This window comes from Legionella nigrisilvae, assembly GCF_977063395.2.
On the sequence record NZ_CDRUGZ020000043.1, the window covers coordinates 402,206 to 421,803 of the forward strand.

The window sequence follows — 19,598 nt, forward strand, 5'->3', positions numbered from 1 at the left end:
CTTTGTACCCTACTCGGTTTTATTATCATTCAGTACGTGGCAATGCTTTTGTATATAAAGCCCTACCAATCTCTAGGTTTCTTAAAGCTATGTCAGAAGTTATGGCATTCAAGCAATTTGTTTTTACAAATGATTTTGATATTTAATGTATTTATTAAACCACTGTTCATTTATTTTTTTGTGATTTTTTTATTTCATTATTTCAAAAATAGAAACCTATAAATTGCTTACTCCTTTATATTTGGGTTAGCTTCGAATTGGACTTGGCCGGCCCTAAAAATTTAACTCCCACGTACCGCGCATAAAGCACGGTATCTAGAACCCTGATCCCCCTCCGGATGTAATAACAACGGTTCAAGACGGTTGAAACCTTTCGCAAAATTTCAGGTTGGTAATTTTCGAAAGCTCACAGCCATGCGGTTCCAGCTATTAATGGTAATAATAGCCATAGTCAGATCAATGAGCTCCTTTTCATTGAAACAACTTAAAACTTCATTATAGAGTTCGTCAGGAACGTGGGATTCTGATAATAAAGTAACTGATTCACTCCAAGCTAAAGCTGCTCGTTCCCGAGGAGTAAAAAAAGGAGACTCTCTCCATACAACCAATGAATGGAGACGACGCTCAGACTCCCCATCTCTTTTAGCATCCGCACTGTGCATATCAACACAATAGACACAGCCATTAATTTGTGACACACGTAGCCTAACCAATTCAAGAAGAGATCGTTCTATTCCACTATGAACAACATACTGTTCAAGACCTAAAATCGCATTCACTGCGTCAGGAGCAAATTTAGTATAATCAATCCGTGTATGCATTATATTTCTCCCTATATTTTAATCAGATAGATTCTTCCTATAATTTGGAGCATTTCATTGTCCTAAACTCAAAAAACAATTACGTCTAAAGAGCACTAAACTGAGGGCTTAAATTATCGGACATAGATGGGCACCCAAGTTTACCAAACCTAATCCTATTCCCTATTCATTGTTTCTTTTTATTAAATCGTTGTTCTTCATCCTCATCCGAATCAGTTCGTTGGTGTTTTTTATTTTGGTTTGAAATAGGTTCCTTTTCTTTGCTTTTGCTCTGAAAAAATTCCATCCAATCTGTATAAATCCCGGGTTTTTGGGGTGAGGATACTTTTATTCGTACACTAGGTCCCCACATTGATGATATATAGCGATCGTCGGAGAGCATTGTTAATTCATCAAGAGTAAAAGGGGAATTTCCCCCTACATCGCCATAACTTTCTGCCATTGTAGAGAAATATTCCATACAACGCTCATATATTCGTTCATTGGAAATATCAATTTTTGAATAGTGAGACAATCTCTCTGCCTTTGCCATCTTTTCTTTAGAACGTAAGACCATTTCATATGCCGATTTGTAATGACTGTCCAACAAATAGGTTTGAAGATTAGGTAATCCCAACTCCTTACCAAAACATAATAATAGAGAGTTTAAAACAAAAGGGGATCGGCAGCTAAAACTATATTGCTTTGAATCTAATGGAGCATTAGATGAACGCTCAGAATCCTCAACGGAGTCTAGTCCCATTTCCCAGAGACTGAACCCATTTTTTGATTTTACCGAAACTAAGATATGTAATAGTTGAACAAAATTGAGCTTCTTTCCTGATTTAATATTTAAATCGATATCACCCTTTTCTACCGCCTGAGCAAATGCTTCAAGTAAAAGTCGATGTGTATAAGAACCATGTAAAAGGACACGATTAACTTGTTTATTTTCATTAAAAAGTTGACCACTTGAAACGATACGATCCGCTATCATGCTACTGACAAAACCAATAAACTTAACAATAAAACCATTTTTATTTACATCACGCAACTCTTCACGTTTTAATAATAATGTATCCAGAATCCTCCCCTTTTTCAAAGGTTGATAGTCAGGTGGCGGACTACCTGGGATATAATTACCCCTTCCAGCAATCAAATGAGAAGGAAGCGAATTGTGTTCTGGGGGCAGAATTTGATTATCTTGCATTGATTTTCCCAAAACACCATCCAAATCTTTAAGGTGATGGGCAACTTTCAGGGGATCGTAAGCAAAACTTATTATTTGATTCGCAATGTTTACTATTTCATCAGAAGTCAATTCATCTAATAAGAATTCGGGGATATTTAAATCCTCTACTTTGAGCATCGGAGGTGGGGTCTTTGATGCTTGGATTGTGATCTGCTCTTGTTCTACCTTGAAATTTGGTTCTATTGCACATTGATCAAAAAAATCAACGCTTCTATACCTAGGATCTTGAGTTAATTTCTTTACTTGTCTGGTAACAGTAACCCCATTTGAATCAGTTTTCGGCAAATTATTATCATCGCGGTCAAGCATTTATTACCTCAATAATTAATGGCTAGGTTCATCATTAATTATAGGAGATGATTTTGACGGTTGTTCTAAAATCGACCAGATGAAATTTACAAAAATTATTAAAAACTAACTATGCACACCTAATGAGCTATTTAATGATTAATTCTTTACCTAAAATGTGGGGGTTTTAGTTTTAATTACCGTCATATCAGGTACACTTTGAGCTCGCCCCATGAATCCATTAGTACCAAGTTGTTCTGTTTCCTTAGAACAAATCTCCCCTGGTTTATGCCCATGATCATATCTATTGGGAAGGGCTTCAGGCGCTTTCTTTTTTTGCTCTGATGTTCCACCCTTTGGTTCTTTAAGATTTTTGTGGGGTGTCAGTAAACCATCAATATTTTTGAGCACGTTATCCGCACCATGAATGAGGTCTTGTTGTTCTTTATAAACACTGTACTCCAACTTATGAATGGATGCTCGTTGCTCTCCAAAAACCATATAGCCTTGTTTTCTGGATTCATAGTGATAAAAAGCAAGAGCTGCGGCAAGTATTAATCCAACACCTAAAGCAATACCGATGCCCACTGGGCCGGTAGAAACGATAAGAGCCGACAAGCTGACACCGAGAATTTCAGCACCAATTGCCAAACCAAGCCCCATAATACCCAGTGTTCCGGAATACGTACATAGGAAGCTCCCAACCGAACTTAAGCCAACGAGGATTTTATCATTTCGCGTTACATAATCCGCCGCATTTATTTCTGAGCCTTTCACTAGGGTTGTTTTTTGAATGGTTTTGGTTAATTCCACCTTCATCAAGGCCAGTTCTTTCTTATCATCAGCCGTTAATACCCGTTGTGAGAGGAGTTGCGCAACTCTTTTTCTAATTCCCTGCAGAAAAGCCAGTTCCGCTTGTAACTCTTCAAGTTCGCGAATGGCATTTTTTTCAGATTGATTCTTTTTATAATTAGCATAAAGGATGAGGCTAAACCCCAAAATGGAGATAACAGCAAAGGCAATATTCAAGCCCAAAGCCACTGCTGCACTTGCCCCAGCTAATAATCCGGTATATGCAAACGACTCGGTTAATTCTGCTATAGATGCAGAAGGACAAAATGTTTCCAACAATGCAGCCCAAAAACTTTTACTTCGCAAACTTCCAATCTGTTTTTGCCGTAATCTCAAAGCTTCATCGATATGTTTTTTTGCATATCCAGGAGCAGGATCAAGCAGTAGAATTTTTTTATAAATAAGATCATCTTTTAAACTAGCTGCAATAATGAGCGGTATTTCTCCCTTATTATTCGGTACATTCAGAAGAATAAATGCCTGATTCTGAGAATTTTTCAGTGTCTCCAATTTAATGCTACGATCCTTATCCGTCCATTTTGCTTTCTTTTTTCTATCTTTTGCTGCTGGTGAAATTCCCAGCAGTTCATTGACTATATTAAAATAGCCCTTTTCTACTGCAAGGTGTAACACGCTATTCCCTTCATCATTTAGCAATGAGATATCCGCTCCGAGGGCCAGTAAATGTTTTACAAAATATAAAGAACCTTCCTTCACGGCTAGATGAAGTAGCGTATTACCTTGGTCATCAACTTCATTGAGCTGTTCCTTGCTGATTTTCTGCTTAAAAACTTCCTTATTGTTGTTCAAAAGAGCTTTTTTCAATGACTCAATCATGTTGATTTTCCAGATTAAAAAAATGAATGAGCCATTATAACAAGAAATAATTAAGTAAAAATTAGATCCTTACTCGAATTGACCTAATACTGTACACATATCTAGCTAGTATCCATTATGAAAATTACTAGCCATGCTAATACTTGTTCAGAGATGAACCTTCGGAAAGCCATGTCATGAGATAACATTTTCTGCTTTTATGATATAAATGCTTTTGACCTAGTTAAGTAAACAGCACTCCAAAATACTCTAAGAAATCTTTTCTAAAATTTCCTCAATAGGCAAACCCATGACATTGTAATAGGATCCTTTTATTTCCTTAACAAAGGTATCACGTACTGTTTGAATACCATACCCTCCAGCTTTATCAAAAGGATCTCCTGAATCAATATAATCTTGAATTTGTTCGTCTGTTAGGTTGTGGAATGTAATGTGGGTTGTCGCATAGTTAATGCACCATTTTTGTTCGGGTAAAAAAATAAGAGCATAACCAGTATAGACCTCATGGGAATTACCACTAAGCATACGTAACATTCTATAGGCGTCTTCGGCATCCCGGGGTTTTTCTAAAATATGATTCTGATAAGCCACTGTAGTGTCTGCTGCCAAAATGAGATGTGCACTCTCTACTGCAGTTTGTAACAAAATGGTGTGCGCTTTTTCTTCAGCCAAACGAGTGACATAAGCTCTCGCGTCTTCACCTTTTTGCACAATTTCTTCAATATCGGCGGGCATGACTACAGCATTCAACCCATGCTCTTGGAGTATATGGAAGCGTCTAGGAGATGCGCTAGCTAGAATAACTTTTAGTGGATAGTTTGCTTTCATAAAATAAATCGCTCGATGTGTTCGTATATAATTCTAACTTGTTAAACGTGCATAAGAGAATAATCATTCTGATAATTTCAAATTAGGCGATATTAATTATTTAAGTATTTTTTGTATACATCCCCATAGCTAGCAAAATCCAGCCACAGATAAAGCAGGTGCCGCCTATTGGCGTAATCAATCCCAGCGCTTTTACTTGCATCAAACTCATTAAATACAAGCTTCCTGGAAAAAGCAAAATTCCTATAAAAAACAACCATCCAGAAACTCGAATAAATTGATTATTGAGGTGCCAAAGAATAACTCCAATGAATAATAAAGCCAAACTATGTATAAATTGATAAAAAACCCCTGTTTGAAACAGATGCATTTGATATTCACTAAATTGAGTCTTTAGATGATGAGCAGCAAAAGCACCTAAAATTGTGGCAACCATTGCGGAGGAGGCACCAATCGCAATAAAACGCTTGAACATTATTTCCGAACCTGAAGACATTTTACTACCCTAGAATCTTCAAAATGAATTAAAAATGACTATTTTGAATATTATTTTGGACATCTTATGCCTCCTTTCCTAGAATTACAATGATATGGATCGTTTTATAATGCCTTGATAAGGATAATAATTATGTGTCGATTCGTAGCTTATATAGGAAAAGAGGATATTTTATTTGCTGATCTGTTAGTAAAACCTAACAATTCTCTTATAAAACAAAGCCTTTTAGCGCGTGAATCTCGTACCCTGACCAATGGGGATGGGTTTGGCTTGGGATGGTACACTCATTTTGATAAGACGCCCGCTTTATTTACCTCTCTTTTCCCCGCATGGAACGATCTAAATTTTTCTTATTTAGCAAAAAAAACCAGAGCTCCGCTTTTTTTTGCTCATATACGTGCAGCAAGTACCGGTGGTATTTCTCACTTTAATTGTCATCCATTTATATATAAAAACTGGCTGTTTATGCATAATGGATGGATTCCTTACTTCAAAAAAATAAAACGACAAATCCATAATTTATTGGATGATGATATTTATAATTGGATTAAAGGGAGCACAGATTCAGAATTAATTTTTGCCTTATTTTTACAATTAGCAAAAAATAAAAAATTATCTAGCTCTTATGATATATATATAAATTTACAGAAAACATTAAATATAATAAATGAATTAGTTAAAAATCATCATAAACAAGCGGTGTGCTATTTTAATATTTGCCTTACCGATGGAAAACGTATCGTGGCATTCCGTTATTGTACTTCATCACGAATTACACCTGAAACCATGTATTTCTCTCTAGGGGATGATTTTTTATCAAACTCCAGCCAAAAAACCATCTACAAACATGTAATTATTGCTTCCGAAAAATTATCCATTCATGGAGCTAAAACCGCTGATAAATTTAAATGGCAAATTATTCCAGCAAACCATTGCTTTATGATTGAATCGAACTTAAGTATTTCATTACAAAAACTTTAGTCGAACTTAAGGACTAAGCTATGCATATAAAAAAAATGGAAGATTATAAAGTTGATTGTGAGTTATTTGAAAAAAATTTAATTGCTGAAACCCTTCTTTTAGAAGAATGGTTCGCGAAAGACTATTTTAAATATGAAGCCATGAAAGCAGGGGCTGAAATTGAATTTCTTATTTTAGATAAACACTATCAATTAACACCTGATAATCTTTTTTTTACTAAAAAAATTAGAATTCAAGAATTGGTTCAAGAGGCAGGAACATCTCAATTAGAAATTAATGTGCCAGTTCTTCCTTTGAAAGATAATTTCTTATCTAAACTACACCAAAGTATTTTAAATATATGGAATAAATGTTGTGAAACAGCATTTAATTCTCAACATCATTTAGCACTCATAGGTTCAATACCCCAAGTAGACCCTGCTTTTTTTAGTCCTTTATATATTACACCCCAAAATATTTTTATTCTAATGGATGAGTTTGTAGCTAAATATCGAAACGGTGAATCTTTATCCATTCATCTCGAAGGAGAAAAAGAAAATCTCCGTTTATTTCCAGAATCTTTAGCTATAGAAGGTTTAATATGTTCGTTGCAGCTTCATTTAGAAGTGCCTAATCGTCAATCAACTCATTATTTTAACATTATTCAAATATTGTCCGCTCCTTTATTGGCCCTTAGTAGTAATTCACCTTATTTTGCTGGGAAGCGTTTATGGAGCGAAACACGAATTGGCATTTTTGAACAACTTTATACATTTCCACTCCCATTGAAAAAAACCGTTTTTTTTGAACCCAACTATTTCAAAGAAAACCTTTTTCCCATTTTTAAAAATAATTTTAAAAATTTTCCTTATCTCTTACCTCTCGCTTCGTATAAGGACCCTATCAATAATATGTTTCATGCGAGATGTCAAAATAGTTGTATTTTCCGCTGGAACAGGCCTATTTTAGATTTTAATCAACAGCATGAACCTTATCTAAGAATAGAGCACCGTGTCCTATCTTCTGGCCCAACTATAATAGATATGGTAGCCAATGCCGCATTTTTTTATGGCATAACTTTTCATTATGCGAATCACCTACCCTCCCTCAGCTCTTTAATTCCCCAAGAGTCCAGTTTAAAAAATTTTTATGAAGCAGCTCGTTTCGGGTTAGAGGCGAGATTGAATTGGAGTCATGGTAAAATCAAGGCCAGTACTCTATTAAAAGACTTGTTGCCTCTCGCTCTCAAAGGACTTGAAGAGTTGGGAATTAACCACCTGGAGGCACGTTTCTATTTAGATATAATTAAAACCAGGCTTGAGAGAAATCAAAATGGAAGCATATGGCAAGAACAATATCTGGCGAAGCACAATAATAATTTTAAAAGTCTTATTGAACAGTACGTTAAAAATCAATATTCAGAAACCCCAGTTGCTGAATGGAGCGTAGATTAATAGTTTTAGAGAGTACTGGAATTGAAGTGTAGATAATAACCAGAATACAGTGCTGACCTTTTATTTGCTTTCATAATCAATCACTACCACGGACTCAAGACCATTTTCCAACATCGGGACTAATACCTCCGTAGCCATCCTTTTATGCTCTGGATGCTCTAAATAAAGATCTCGTCCTTGTAAATCGTCAAAGGTCATAACGAATGCATGGGTAAATCCTTTATTTAATTGCTCTGGGCTACAATTTGTTCCAAATGAAAAGTCTTTAATAGAGGGAATTATCTCCTGCAAATTTCCTAACTGATTTAGAGCAGAATTAATATCCGACTCTGCCAAATTTAATTTAAATTTTAATACAACCACATGATTAATCATTAATTCTTCCTATATAAATCATCCACATTTTCAATAGTACCTGAATAACATCCCAATTACAGCCCTCCTGTTCTTTTTGGATCGAAAGGAAGTTTGTAGCATATAAATACATCTAACTACCAATCTTAGTAACTAAGATTAAATGAAGGTGTTTCTCAATTAAAATCATCTTATATTTTTGCAAAGATAAGTTTCATGCATTTTAAAATTTATCTGTTAGCGATGGTAACTTACCCTACCAAGGCCTGTTCATTTTTTAATCATACTTGAATATGCTAAAATTAATAGTACATCCTTTGTTAAAGGCCATAACATTAAATTCGACATCGAATGTTTTAGCTTCTTAATTTGAATTTTTGAGCTTTATAATTGAATTACGGAGAATAAAATGGGGATAAAGCCGACTTTTCGATTACAAAATGAATGCTTTTTATTGCTACTCGAAAGCTCTCTAAAAACGATTCCATTCAATGTTTTTTTATCCTCGTTAATAGCAGGTTATTTATTATATCGAGATGCTCCAATAATGCCTGTAGCTCTGTGGTTTTTAACTATGGTCTTATTAAATTCTTGGCGTTGGGTTAATAGCAAAAAAAATATTATCAATCGCGATTATATTGCCAAAAAAAAAGCGACTAAAAATTGGTTTTTAGTGTTAACTTTTTTAACAGGTTCTTTGTGGGGTTCATGCTATATCTTATTTTATCCTTACTTCGTCGATATGCATCAAATTGTTATTACCTTAGTTTTGGGAGGGATGGCATCAGGTGCTCTAGCATCTCTTTCGGTATATCTACCTGCCTATTATGCATATTTATTACCTATGTTTTTACCATTAATTGCTTATAATTATTGGTTGGGGGATATGGATCGTATTATTTTAGCGACTATGTTTACTCTCTTTGCCATTATGCTAATTATTACGGCTCAATTTCCTTCGAAATTATTGCAAGAAACCATACAACTCAATAAAAAGAAAGATGAAGCAATGCGAGAAGTCCAGCGTGTTTCAATTACAGATGCATTAACTGGTCTTTATAACCGTCGTTACTTTGATGAACGGCTTAATGAAGAATTTAAAAAGGCAAAGAAAAACCGTCACTCCATTAATTTAGTATTAATCGATGTAGATGACTTTAAATTAATTAATGACAATTATGGTCATCCTTCAGGTGACTTATTTTTGAAACAGTTAGCAACAGCGATCAAAAATTCAGCACAAAGAGATAAACACAGTGCTTTTCGTATTGGAGGGGATGAATTTGCAGCGATTTTAACGGATACATCGCTCGATGATGCCATTTTACTTTGTAACAATTTACAAAAGAAATTTAAAAAACAAGCAAAAAGAAACGAGACAACAATAAGTATAGGAATAGTCAGCATATCTCCGTTTTTTGCTAATGATGTGGATGATGTGATCTCAGTAGCGGATAAAACTTTATATGAAGCTAAAAAAGCAGGTAAAAATCAAGTACGCTGCCAACACTTTGATTGATCGTTGAAATTTCAGGGGATAACTCCCCATGTTTTATTCCAAATTTATAGGCCCATTAAAGTACCTGGTTGCGAGCTTGCATAAAAGAACGACTTTAGATCAGCCTACTCATTGAATAAAAAACAAAAACTAAGCTATTATGTACATCAGTAAATTATCCCTTTAATTTTTAAGGGAAAACCCTGATTGTTAAAAGAATATCTTGAAATTAACATTTCAAAATCTTATGCCATGGACGCATAAAAATTGGTTCAGCAGTTTATTTACAGGACTTAAATACAATGAAACCAAAGACCTTAATTCACCTTACAGATCAAGAATTTTTAGCAAAAGGACGTCGTTGCTTGGTTTATCGACATCCTCATGATCTCAATTTACTAATAAAGGTCACAAACCCAGAGCTTCATCAAAGAAATGGTTATAAAACCAAGTTAAGCCAGTGTATTCCTCTTTTTTATCAATTTCGTTTTTCGAAGTCTTATGCTAGAGAACTCTTGGAAAATATTTATTTACGTTTCAAGCAAAATTTTCTTTTTCCTCCTTTTCTGCAAACAGTTGTGGGCTTTACTGACACGAACTATGGTTTTGGGCTTATTGTTAAAGCAGAAAAAAGTATTGACGGTACTTGTGCTAAAAATTTAAGAACTATTTTGCGCGACGGATTATTTACCGAGGAAATGCAAAAGAAGTTGGATGCATTCTGTGAATCATTGATTTCATGTGATATATCTGTTCATGATTTACAACCTCGAAATCTCGTTTTCGCTTATGATACATTCCGTGGGGAAGAACATTTTGTCTTAATTGATGGAATTGGAGAGAAAACCCTGATTCCTATTCAAAGGCTCTCTGCTTATTTAAGAAAGCGTTCTCGTTTAAGCCAAATCAAGGCTCTTAAAGAAAGAGTTTTTTATCTTCATAATCAGACAAAAATGAAACAAGCTTAAAACAATTAAGTCACTTCGTAGGCCGGTTGCTTCCACCGGTTTTTTATCCTTGGATAAATCTCCCACTGTGCAAGCAAAATAACAAAATTTTTTCGTGTTTTCATAGAGTAACGTAAAGGTTATTTTAACATAACGTCTGCAACATAAATAAAAACTGAGTTAGAATGCTGTACCTTTAAGTACTGAGTAGAAAGAATGAACCAAGATGTAAAAATTACATTTGCAACACCATCTGACATACCTTTAATTTTGCAATTTATTAAAGAATTAGCGGAGTATGAACAACTGCTTCACGAGGTAGTCGCTACTGAGGAACAATTGTTAGAAACTTTATTTGGTTCTAAATCTTATGCCGAGGTTATCATTGGCTATCTTGATGAAAAACCAGTTAGTTTTGCTTTGTTCTTTCATAATTATTCAACGTTTTTAGGAAAGCCTGGTCTTTATTTAGAAGATTTATATGTTAAACCCGAAGCACGAGGCCATGGAGTAGGACAAATTATGCTAGCTTACTTAGCTAAGTTAGCTAAGAATAGAAATTGCGGGCGTTTTGAATGGTGGGTATTAGATTGGAATGAACCCGCGATTAAATTTTATGAACGAATCGGCGCAAAACCAATGGATGAATGGACCGTATATCGAGTAAGTGGTAAGGCATTGAATGAATTAGCCGATAAATATACTCAATTTAGTTCCCTCAAAGTCTGACTGCCTACTTCTACTAACCCCTGGTTGCAAGCAACCAGGTTTTCCTCTAAATTAATAATCGCCTCGGTAACAAACAAGGATACTCGGTTGCCTTTTAAACCTTCTCCTTAGGTGCAGCTCTTTTGTTGTATTCGCCTATTCGAATTAATCCGGCTTCATACTTTTCTTGAGTTTCGCAAACATTCAGATAACGTTTGTTTGGCTTATCTTCCTCAACACCAACAATCGCATCAAGAAATTCAACTATCCATTGAAATAAATTCCTCATTTGGCACCTTCCATGTAATAAAAATTATCCGTTTAACCATTATAATCACATTTCAAATTCTATTGGCAATAGCAGTTTTGTTTGTTCTAATTACAATCAAGACTGCGCCAAGCATTTTTTAAACAAATTTAATAGAGGTGTTGAGGGCTGAGATCGTTGTACAATCCTTGTCGTCCATAACTCATTACTCTAGGTAGCAGAGGTTTTTATTGATTTTTTTTTAGTTTTTTCAGATTCGGATAACTCTTCTGTTTTCATAAAAATTTGTTGAGGAAGATTAAACCAGAATAAATATACGAGCCTCATGTACTCTAAAAAATTATTCGCGTTTTCCATAAAAACTTTCATTTGTTTTTCCATAAACTCATAGGGAGAGTGAATGTCATTCCATTCTTGGAGGGGGTAAATGCAAAATTAAAAAAAGTGTTTTAGGTACATCGAACGTTTGAGGTACTACAGAGGTTATTTGGCTGTTTGTATCTTCCATACTTATCTCCGTTATTTATCTTTTATCCTTAATTCATTTAGTTTAGCTCAAAAGGGAAGCACACTATAAAACTTTTAGATAAAAATTCGATAACATTTTAGAGCATAAATCGGAGAACATTTAACTTATGGGTTTATTTGGTTAAGGAACGGATTTATAAAAAGAAGAGGGATTGTCTGTCTAAATCCCTCTCGCAGATAAATAGCTCAAATTCTAATTTAAACTTTTTTGAATTTTTTCAGCTTCCTCTAAATGAGCCTTTATATGAGGACGAGTTGGGACGTAATTTAACTAAATGGAATTAAATTAAAATTTATCCTATATAAATAGAAAGAGATTATTCCAGTTTACTTATGACTCTTCGTGCCGCCATAAGATGGCTAACCAAAGGAAAAATGAATAAACCGGTAATTCAATATATGCTTCTTGATGAACAATTAGAGTATTTAATCCGGCCTCAAGAAATAGAAGTAGTCACTTTAAAGAACGATGTCTTTGCAGTATTAGAAAAGATAGAAGAACAATCACAGGATAGTCGCTTAGAAATATACTTTAAATCCGTTAATATACATTATGGTAAACATAGGCAAGATTCTGCTCAATTTCATTTTTTAATTTCGGATTACTTACTGAAAAGAAATTTAAAAAAAACCAATAGTAGAACTGCATATTTTCTTAAAAAAGATGAACTTCGGCTTTTTAAAGATGCCCTTTCTCTTTTAGATATTGATTGTAAAACTCGAGGATGTGCGTACGTTGCCTTTTTGTGGATGATTGCCTTGAAAGCAACCCGTAGCAGAGTTCAATTAGTCGTAAAACAAATTTGGAAAAAGCGTCTTTCCATTCAAAAGATGAATAAAAAACAACAAGCTGATTTTTTGGATTTTTATTCACTCATTAATAGATAAATCCAATTTCGTTATTTAAGACCCTCCAAACTTTTACCTTAGTAAAATGTGTTTTTCTTAAAAATATAGTTAATCGGTTTATCCTAACTAACCCATCTTGCAATTGTTTTTATTCTTATAAAATAAACATAGAAAACATTAAGATTTAAAACTTCTAATATGTTATTTTTGGTCGCAGCAGCCCGCTAAAATGGCTGCATTAGCTCGTTTAATCTGTTCGTAATTGGCTTTTAGGAATCTATCTTATCAGATTGAATGGTTTAAATTCGGATAATAATGGAGATTTAAAAATGTTAGAAAAAAAAGAGTCTACTTCGACTGAGCAACAAGATGGTATGATGGATCTAATCCCTGCTGAACTCTTGGTTCATTTATTTAGTTTTTTCAACAAAAATGAAAAAAAAACGGCTAGGGGTGTTTCTCACTCATTTAAGAATGTCATTGAGACCTTTTTTACCCATAAAACTATACCTCTAACATATTATGCACATAGAGACGGCTATGTCTCTTCCTTTATTTTATTACCAGGTCACCGTATGGTTTTTTCAATTGTACTGGAGACGACAGCTTCTTTATCAAGTTCAGGACTTGTATTTTTTAATTGCGAAGAGAATCAGAGCAAAGAAGTTCTTTTGATTAAGGAATACAAAAAAAATGGAAAACTGGGACATCTTCATGCTTTACCCAATGGCGATTTGGTTGCTTTGCTTGACCAAGCAAACCAGCATGCACCTCCTTATATCCTGGTTTTAGATGGAGCAACAGGAAAAGAGAAAAATAGAATACTATTAACAAACAAACCATGCAAAGAATACCCCAACGTGAAAGAACTACACGTACTCTCTTCAAATCAATGCATCGCTGTATGTAATTCGGAAGACTGTTATTTGATAGATATAGAAAATTCATTGACTCAACAGATAAACCCCGCACATGCCCAAAAGCTAACTAAAAATAAATATAGCTTATTCGGCGACCGCCCCCCCCAGGCATTGAATATTTATAATTTGCCAGATGGTAATAAATTATCGATTAGCCAAAAATTACCTCATGATACTTTAGGCAGTGGAGGCCACTTAACTATTAGTTTAACTGAAGGTTCAAAAAAATTATTTTCAAATGAAGAAGATTTTATAGAGGTTCTTTATAAGAGATGAACCAACATAATTGAAGAAGTAAGCATGAACGATCCAAAGTCCCGATAAATGGATCCCTCCCGCTGGGAGATAGAATAAGTGGAGCACTTCAAAAATGGATTTTTTGATAATGTTCTAAGGAATCGTTGATAGACTGTTTACTGATCCCAATACAGTCTATCAAGGATTCATAATGTTTTTCTTTATCTCAAAATTTTTAAATTAGTGCCTATAATAAATCAATAGGAAATTTTTTATGAATCAAAATGAAATTGAATTCATCCCCCAACATTGAAAAAATAAAACAGCAAGCAAGAGATTCCTTTAAAGACGGTGCCTTAACTAAAATTATTCTCTCGATGTTCAGGAAGCATGCAAATTATTAAATGACGCCCTAGCTAGTGAAGTTGTTTGTTTTTTACGATATCGATTTCACCAAGTTATTGCAAAAAGTATTGACAAGCCACAGGTGGTAACAGAGTTTGAAGAACATGCCCTTGACGAAGAAAAACATATGATGTTAATTGCTGAACGAATTAACCAATTAGGGGGTGAACCAGATTTTAATCCATCAACCCTACTGGCGCGCTCTCCTACTGAATATAAATCTGGGAATAATTTAGTGGAGCTAATCAAAGAAAATCTTATTTCTGAAAGGATAGCCATTATGATGTATCGTGAGCTTATAAATTGGTTTGGTGCAAACGATCCCACTACCAGACGCCTTTTAGAAGATATTCTTAAAGAAGAAGAGGAGCATGCTAATGATTTAGCTGATTTATTGGAATAAATAAATTGAGATGTTCTTTGTCTCACTATTGATTATTGTTATGCTTTTCTGAAATTCGAATAAAATATTAAGGAAGGAACTATGCGAGGGAATTGGGGGTTAATTATCTTAATTATACCGTCCATCGCGCTCGTAATCTTATTGTTTTGGGATATTTTTCAGAAAAAACATACCATACTTCGTACTTATCCCATAATTGGTCATTTACGATATTTTGCTGAATGGCTTGGTATTTATTTGCGACAATTTTTTTATAGTCGTGAACGCGAAGAATTGCCGTTTAATCGATTTGATCGGGCTTGGGTTCATGAGGCATCCAAAGGAATATATCCTATGGAAGGATTTGGATCTTCACGAAATCGAAAACCTTTAGGAACTATATACTTTATAGATTCCCCTTTTCCCCTTTTAGAAAAGGAAGTAAAAATAAGTTCTATAACCATTGGACCACAATGTCCTAATCCCTATACTACAAAATCTTTTGTTAATATTTCGGGTATGAGTTTTGGATCTCTTTCAAAAAATGCCATCATAGCTTTGTCTAAAGGGGCAAAAATGGCAGGATGTTGGCTAAATACTGGTGAAGGTGGATTAACGGAATACCACCTTGCAGGAGAATGTGATTTAGTTGCTCAAATTGGAACGGCTAAATATGGGTTTCGTGATAAAAAAGGACATTTATCCGCAGAAAAATTAAAAAGAGCCAGTGCTTATCCTCAGGTAAAAATGTTTGAAATAAAATTAAGTCAGGGGGCCAAACCCGGTAAAGGTGGATTATTACCTGCAGTTAAAGTCACGCCCGAAATAGCCAAGATTCGTGGAATCCCCGCTTATATAGATTCAGCTAGCCCTAATCGTTTTCCCGAAATTTCTAATTCAAAGCAACTGCTTAAATTTATTCATAAAGTAAGAAAAATAACAGGAAAACCCACAGGCTTCAAAGTTGTATTAGGAGATTACACCTGGTTAGAAGAATTATGCCAAGAAATTATTAATGCAGGTCTCGACTATGCACCTGATTTTATTACCTTAGATGGTGCGGAAGGAGGTACAGGAGCAGCTCCTGCTAATTTAATGGGCTACATGGGATTATCCCTTGAGGAAAGCTTGCCTCAATTAATCGATATCTCATTGAGTATGATTTAAGAGACCGAATAAAAGTAATTGCTTCTGAAAAATTAATCACCCCAGATAAAGTAGCCTGGGCGTTTTGTGTTGGTGCGGATATAGTCAATATTGGCCGGGGGTTTTTATTTTCCTTAGGGTGTATTCAAGCTTTACGATGTCATACAGATACTTGTCCTACGGGAATAGCGACACACAATAAATGGTTAATGAGAGGTTTGGATCCAACTAATAAGGCTGAAAGAGTATTTGCTTATCACAAAAATCTGGAAGAAGGGGTAAAAATGATTTGTCATTCATGTGGGATAGAAGAACCACGCAAATTATCTCGCGCGAATGCCAGAATCGTCTCGGAACATGGAACCTCATTTAGCAGATGTTTTTCCTGATAAAAAAAGAGGGATTAAATTAAAAAATAAAAAGAAATAATAACAATCTATTAGGAACCTAATATGGAACAAAATAGTTCGGAAGAAGTTAAATGTGGCGCGTGTGGTATTCTATTTGACAAAATTAATTCGAAAGAAGTAGAAGTATTACGTATCAAAAAACCTGAAAATGAACAAATCATTCAACTAATCTATCTCTGTCCTCACTGTGCTGAGCATTCAGAAAAATCTAAAAAAAATTAGGAATGATTTTATTTTTAAGCAGTATTTCTCATGTTCTAATCAATTTTTTTAAAGTTTCCAATTGATCGGCCTCATGAGCTGGCTTATCCCATCGAATACGATTTATTCTAGGAAAACGTAAAGCAACACCCGATTTATGTCGATTGGACCAATGAACTGCATCAAAAGCTATTTCTAAAACTAACTCTTTTTCCACTTCTCGCACAGGACCAAAACGATTTAGGGTATGAGAACGTATCCATTTATCCAGTTGATATAATTCCTCATCTGTAAAACCAAAATATGCTTTTCCAATGGGTAGCAATTGATTTAGTTTCCACAAACCAAACGTATAATCTGAATAATAAGAAGAACGTTTACCATGTCCTCTCTGTGCATACATTAATATTGCGTCAATAATATAGGGGTCTTTTTTCCATTTATACCAACACCCTTTGGGTCTTCCTGCAAGATACAAACTACTCTTTTTCTTGAGCATTAATCCCTCAACATGTACGGAGTTTTCCTGCAAAATCTCTTCTCTTAATTGATGCAAAGTTTGAGTATTTTTTAATGAAAGAAGTGGCGATATTAAAAAATTTTCCGGTGCTGAAGTCGAAAACCATTGTTCCAGCCATTCACGACGATTTAAGAAAGGGAGTACACGCAAATCTAGATTATCAATAAAAAGAATATCATATACGATTAAGGCAGCCGATTGTTCTTCCAGCAGTTTTTTGGATAATGTCTTCCTGTTTAAGCGTTGCTGTAAATCATTAAAGCTTCCTATTTTAGAAGCATGTCTTATTACTAATTCTCCATCTAATACCACATTGCCTTCTATTTTAGAGATAATCTCAGGAAAAGAATGACTAATATTTTCTCCTGTTCGCGTATATAAAGCTTTTTCTTTTCCAGATACTGCAAGTTGAACTCTAATGCCATCATATTTTTTTTCAATTGAAAATTCGTTCAAATTTATCGCGATTCGCTCACTTTCATTTAATGGATGGGAAAGCATTACGGGGCGAAAATAAAGAGTATTTGTACTAGGTTTTGAACTCTTTTTTTCTAACCAAGAAAATAATTCTAAATAGGGAGGCACTTGAGAATGCCATATATCTTCTACTTCTTGCACATGTAGCTGTCCATAGTGAGCTAGTGTATTCTTCAGAAATCGAGTAGATACTCCAATCCGCAAATCTCCCGTAATGATCTTTAAGATTGCCCATCGCTCAATAGAATCACTTGAGTTCAACAAGCTTACTAAATAGGGGTACAAATCATTTTCAGGGAGTTTTTCAAAATTAACAATGATTTCTGAAAGCAAGGGTAATTCACTTTGATTTTGTGTATCGGGCCATATTAAAGAAACTGTTTCTGAAAGATCCCCTACGTAATCGTAGGATAAATAAAACAAAGTGGGATCGATGTTTTCACTGATTAAATTTTTTATTAACGATCGTTTAAAGCGGGAAAACTTTAAACTATTCGTCATAATAGCCAAAGCATATCCTCGCTCAGGATCGGGAGTAACTGAAAAGTAATGTTCAATTAAAGTTCTTTTATCCAAACCCCCATAAGTAAAAAAAAGTTGGTTTAGTAATTGAGCAAATTTCTTCATTCCTTAATCCTCTGAATCTTGATTTTCTAAGAAATGCAAAGGTCGCGCTTGATATCCTTGTTCTTTTGTATAATGCAATAAAGCCTCTTCTTGTCCATGAGTAATCCAAATTTCACTTGGATTGATTTCTTGAATTGTATTAATTAACTCATTCCAATCAGCATGATCTGAAATCACCAAAGGCAATTCAATTTTCTTTTGTTTTGCCCGAGCTCTTATTTGCATCCATCCTGAAGCTAATGCAACAACCACATCACCAAAACGTCTACTCCATCTATCATGTAAGCTACTGGGCGGACATAAAATAATTTTGCCTTGCGCACTGTACTTATCCAATGTATTAGCCATTTGGATAATCCCCAACGAACATTCTCTTGCCTCGTAAAAGTCACAAATTTTTTTTAAAGCACTATGAATATAAATGGGTTCTAGATATCCCAGATTACGTAATTCTTTAATTATTCTTTGACATTTGCCTAAGGCATAAACTCCTACTAGATGGCATCGCGTCGGAAATAATGTTAAAGAATCCAATAATCTTTTTAGTTCCATATGAATTGCTGGATGCTTGAAAATAGGAAGTCCAAAAGTTGCCTCGGTAATAAAGACATCACAGGGTTCTACAAAAAATTGTTCGCATGTGGGATCAGGGGTGCGTTTGTAATCACCCGAAAAAATAATACGCGTTCCCTTATATTCAATAACTACTTGTGCACTTCCCAAAATATGTCCAGCAGGTAATAAATAAAGAATCACATCGTTGTGGTTAATTGTTTCAAAGTAATTTAAGGATTTAAATTTAAAAGAGTATTCCTCATTGCGAATTTGCATTAAAGAGATAGTATCTGGATGAGCTATTACGAATTGATGTCCCGATACCGCATGATCTGCATGTGCGTGAGATATAACGGCTGTAGAAACAGGATAAAAAGGATCGATATAAAATTTTCCTGGAAGGAAATACAGTCCTTCTTTCTCCATTGCAAACCATTTTATGGGATCTTCCATTACTAGATCCTCTTATGAGAAGAATGTTTTTATTATAGGACATTGATCCAATTTAAACTTAAAATTCGGCATGAGGAGCAAATGGAATACAGAGAAGAGATTATTTAATAATCTAAAGGAGAACACTTCACATAACCATTCAATAAAAAATAAGATAAACAAGAGATAACACATTTTTTTAGGTGAGAGCCAAGCTCCTCACCTTCCTACCTGTATCCATGTATCTGGAGCTATGAACTGAAGTAGCTCAGATTATATGGTCAAGACAATCAGCCAATTAGTACAAGTTAGCTTCACACATTACTGCGCTTCCACACCTTGCCTATCAACGTTGTAGTCTTCAACG

18 protein-coding genes, 1 rRNA gene and 2 pseudogenes are annotated in these 19,598 nt (G+C 34.7%); 10 read left to right on the forward strand and 11 right to left on the reverse strand.

Annotated features, from left to right (window positions below; all coding sequences use genetic code 11):
- Positions 1 to 383: 383 nt before the first annotated feature.
- From ACWTE2_RS32200 to ACWTE2_RS32220, 5 genes are all read right to left on the reverse strand, one after another.
- On the reverse strand, positions 384 to 821 hold the full coding sequence (locus ACWTE2_RS32200) for a carboxymuconolactone decarboxylase family protein (RefSeq protein ID WP_454785968.1): 438 nt from the start codon (positions 819 to 821) through the stop codon (positions 384 to 386).
- Positions 822 to 987: 166 nt separating this feature from the next.
- Entirely contained in the window at positions 988 to 2,361 is a 1,374-nt protein-coding gene (locus tag ACWTE2_RS32205) for a hypothetical protein (RefSeq protein ID WP_454785969.1), read from the reverse strand.
- A gap of 150 nt (positions 2,362 to 2,511) precedes the next feature.
- Positions 2,512 to 4,029 (reverse strand): ankyrin repeat domain-containing protein, encoded by a 1,518-nt coding sequence (locus tag ACWTE2_RS32210; RefSeq protein WP_454785970.1) that lies wholly within the window; start codon positions 4,027 to 4,029, stop codon positions 2,512 to 2,514.
- A gap of 249 nt (positions 4,030 to 4,278) precedes the next feature.
- Positions 4,279 to 4,857 (reverse strand): Maf family protein, encoded by a 579-nt coding sequence (locus ACWTE2_RS32215; RefSeq protein ID WP_454785971.1) that lies wholly within the window; start codon positions 4,855 to 4,857, stop codon positions 4,279 to 4,281.
- Positions 4,858 to 4,957: 100 nt separating this feature from the next.
- Positions 4,958 to 5,353 carry a DUF423 domain-containing protein gene (locus ACWTE2_RS32220; protein ID WP_454785972.1) on the reverse strand — a complete coding sequence of 132 codons (396 nt, stop codon included), beginning with the start codon at positions 5,351 to 5,353 and terminating at the stop codon, positions 4,958 to 4,960.
- 132 nt (positions 5,354 to 5,485) lie between these two features.
- Between ACWTE2_RS32220 and ACWTE2_RS32225 the strand changes: the two genes are divergently transcribed.
- On the forward strand, positions 5,486 to 6,334 hold the full coding sequence (locus ACWTE2_RS32225; protein ID WP_454785973.1) for a class II glutamine amidotransferase: 849 nt from the start codon (positions 5,486 to 5,488) through the stop codon (positions 6,332 to 6,334).
- Positions 6,335 to 6,354: 20 nt separating this feature from the next.
- Positions 6,355 to 7,767: a glutamate-cysteine ligase family protein gene (locus ACWTE2_RS32230; protein WP_454785974.1), complete on the forward strand. Its 1,413-nt coding sequence runs from the start codon at positions 6,355 to 6,357 to the stop codon at positions 7,765 to 7,767.
- A gap of 60 nt (positions 7,768 to 7,827) precedes the next feature.
- Here ACWTE2_RS32230 and ACWTE2_RS32235 read toward each other — a convergent pair whose 3' ends face one another.
- A complete protein-coding gene (locus ACWTE2_RS32235) occupies positions 7,828 to 8,142 on the reverse strand; it encodes a Dabb family protein (RefSeq protein ID WP_454785975.1) in 315 nt (104 codons plus the stop codon).
- A gap of 388 nt (positions 8,143 to 8,530) precedes the next feature.
- Between ACWTE2_RS32235 and ACWTE2_RS32240 the strand changes: the two genes are divergently transcribed.
- The 3 genes from ACWTE2_RS32240 (at position 8,531) to ACWTE2_RS32250 (ending at position 11,295) form a co-directional block, all read left to right on the forward strand.
- Complete coding sequence (locus ACWTE2_RS32240; RefSeq protein ID WP_454785976.1) at positions 8,531 to 9,640, forward strand: GGDEF domain-containing protein; 1,110 nt, start codon at positions 8,531 to 8,533, stop codon at positions 9,638 to 9,640.
- A 281-nt stretch (positions 9,641 to 9,921) separates the two neighbouring features.
- Positions 9,922 to 10,587 (forward strand): YrbL family protein, encoded by a 666-nt coding sequence (locus ACWTE2_RS32245; protein WP_454785977.1) that lies wholly within the window; start codon positions 9,922 to 9,924, stop codon positions 10,585 to 10,587.
- A gap of 195 nt (positions 10,588 to 10,782) precedes the next feature.
- Positions 10,783 to 11,295, forward strand: a complete 513-nt coding sequence (locus ACWTE2_RS32250) for a GNAT family N-acetyltransferase (protein ID WP_454785978.1) — start codon at positions 10,783 to 10,785, stop codon at positions 11,293 to 11,295.
- A 94-nt stretch (positions 11,296 to 11,389) separates the two neighbouring features.
- Here ACWTE2_RS32250 and ACWTE2_RS32255 read toward each other — a convergent pair whose 3' ends face one another.
- Positions 11,390 to 11,563, reverse strand: coding sequence for a hypothetical protein (locus tag ACWTE2_RS32255; RefSeq protein WP_454785979.1), 174 nt, complete (start codon positions 11,561 to 11,563; stop codon positions 11,390 to 11,392).
- A 189-nt stretch (positions 11,564 to 11,752) separates the two neighbouring features.
- Positions 11,753 to 11,911: a hypothetical protein gene (locus ACWTE2_RS32260; protein WP_454785980.1), complete on the reverse strand. Its 159-nt coding sequence runs from the start codon at positions 11,909 to 11,911 to the stop codon at positions 11,753 to 11,755.
- Between the two features lie 534 nt (positions 11,912 to 12,445).
- Between ACWTE2_RS32260 and ACWTE2_RS32265 the strand changes: the two genes are divergently transcribed.
- The 5 genes and pseudogenes from ACWTE2_RS32265 (at position 12,446) to ACWTE2_RS32285 (ending at position 16,641) form a co-directional block, all read left to right on the forward strand.
- The gene (locus tag ACWTE2_RS32265) at positions 12,446 to 12,958 is read left to right on the forward strand and encodes a hypothetical protein (RefSeq protein WP_454785981.1); all 513 of its coding nucleotides are present in this window, start codon (positions 12,446 to 12,448) and stop codon (positions 12,956 to 12,958) included.
- A gap of 290 nt (positions 12,959 to 13,248) precedes the next feature.
- Positions 13,249 to 14,115 (forward strand): hypothetical protein, encoded by an 867-nt coding sequence (locus tag ACWTE2_RS32270; RefSeq protein ID WP_454785982.1) that lies wholly within the window; start codon positions 13,249 to 13,251, stop codon positions 14,113 to 14,115.
- A gap of 415 nt (positions 14,116 to 14,530) precedes the next feature.
- A pseudogene (locus ACWTE2_RS32275) lies at positions 14,531 to 14,884 on the forward strand (ferritin-like domain-containing protein); the annotation flags it as partial.
- Between the two features lie 498 nt (positions 14,885 to 15,382).
- Positions 15,383 to 16,398 (forward strand): annotated as a pseudogene (locus tag ACWTE2_RS32280) (glutamate synthase-related protein).
- A gap of 63 nt (positions 16,399 to 16,461) precedes the next feature.
- A complete protein-coding gene (locus tag ACWTE2_RS32285; protein ID WP_454785983.1) occupies positions 16,462 to 16,641 on the forward strand; it encodes a hypothetical protein in 180 nt (59 codons plus the stop codon).
- 28 nt (positions 16,642 to 16,669) lie between these two features.
- Here ACWTE2_RS32285 and ACWTE2_RS32290 read toward each other — a convergent pair whose 3' ends face one another.
- The 3 genes from ACWTE2_RS32290 to ACWTE2_RS32300 all read right to left on the reverse strand — a co-directional run.
- Positions 16,670 to 18,244, reverse strand: coding sequence for a cisplatin damage response ATP-dependent DNA ligase (locus tag ACWTE2_RS32290; RefSeq protein ID WP_454785984.1), 1,575 nt, complete (start codon positions 18,242 to 18,244; stop codon positions 16,670 to 16,672).
- A 3-nt stretch (positions 18,245 to 18,247) separates the two neighbouring features.
- Entirely contained in the window at positions 18,248 to 19,252 is a 1,005-nt protein-coding gene (locus ACWTE2_RS32295) for a ligase-associated DNA damage response exonuclease (RefSeq protein WP_454785985.1), read from the reverse strand.
- A gap of 256 nt (positions 19,253 to 19,508) precedes the next feature.
- Positions 19,509 to 19,598 (reverse strand): 23S ribosomal RNA (locus tag ACWTE2_RS32300); the annotation flags it as partial.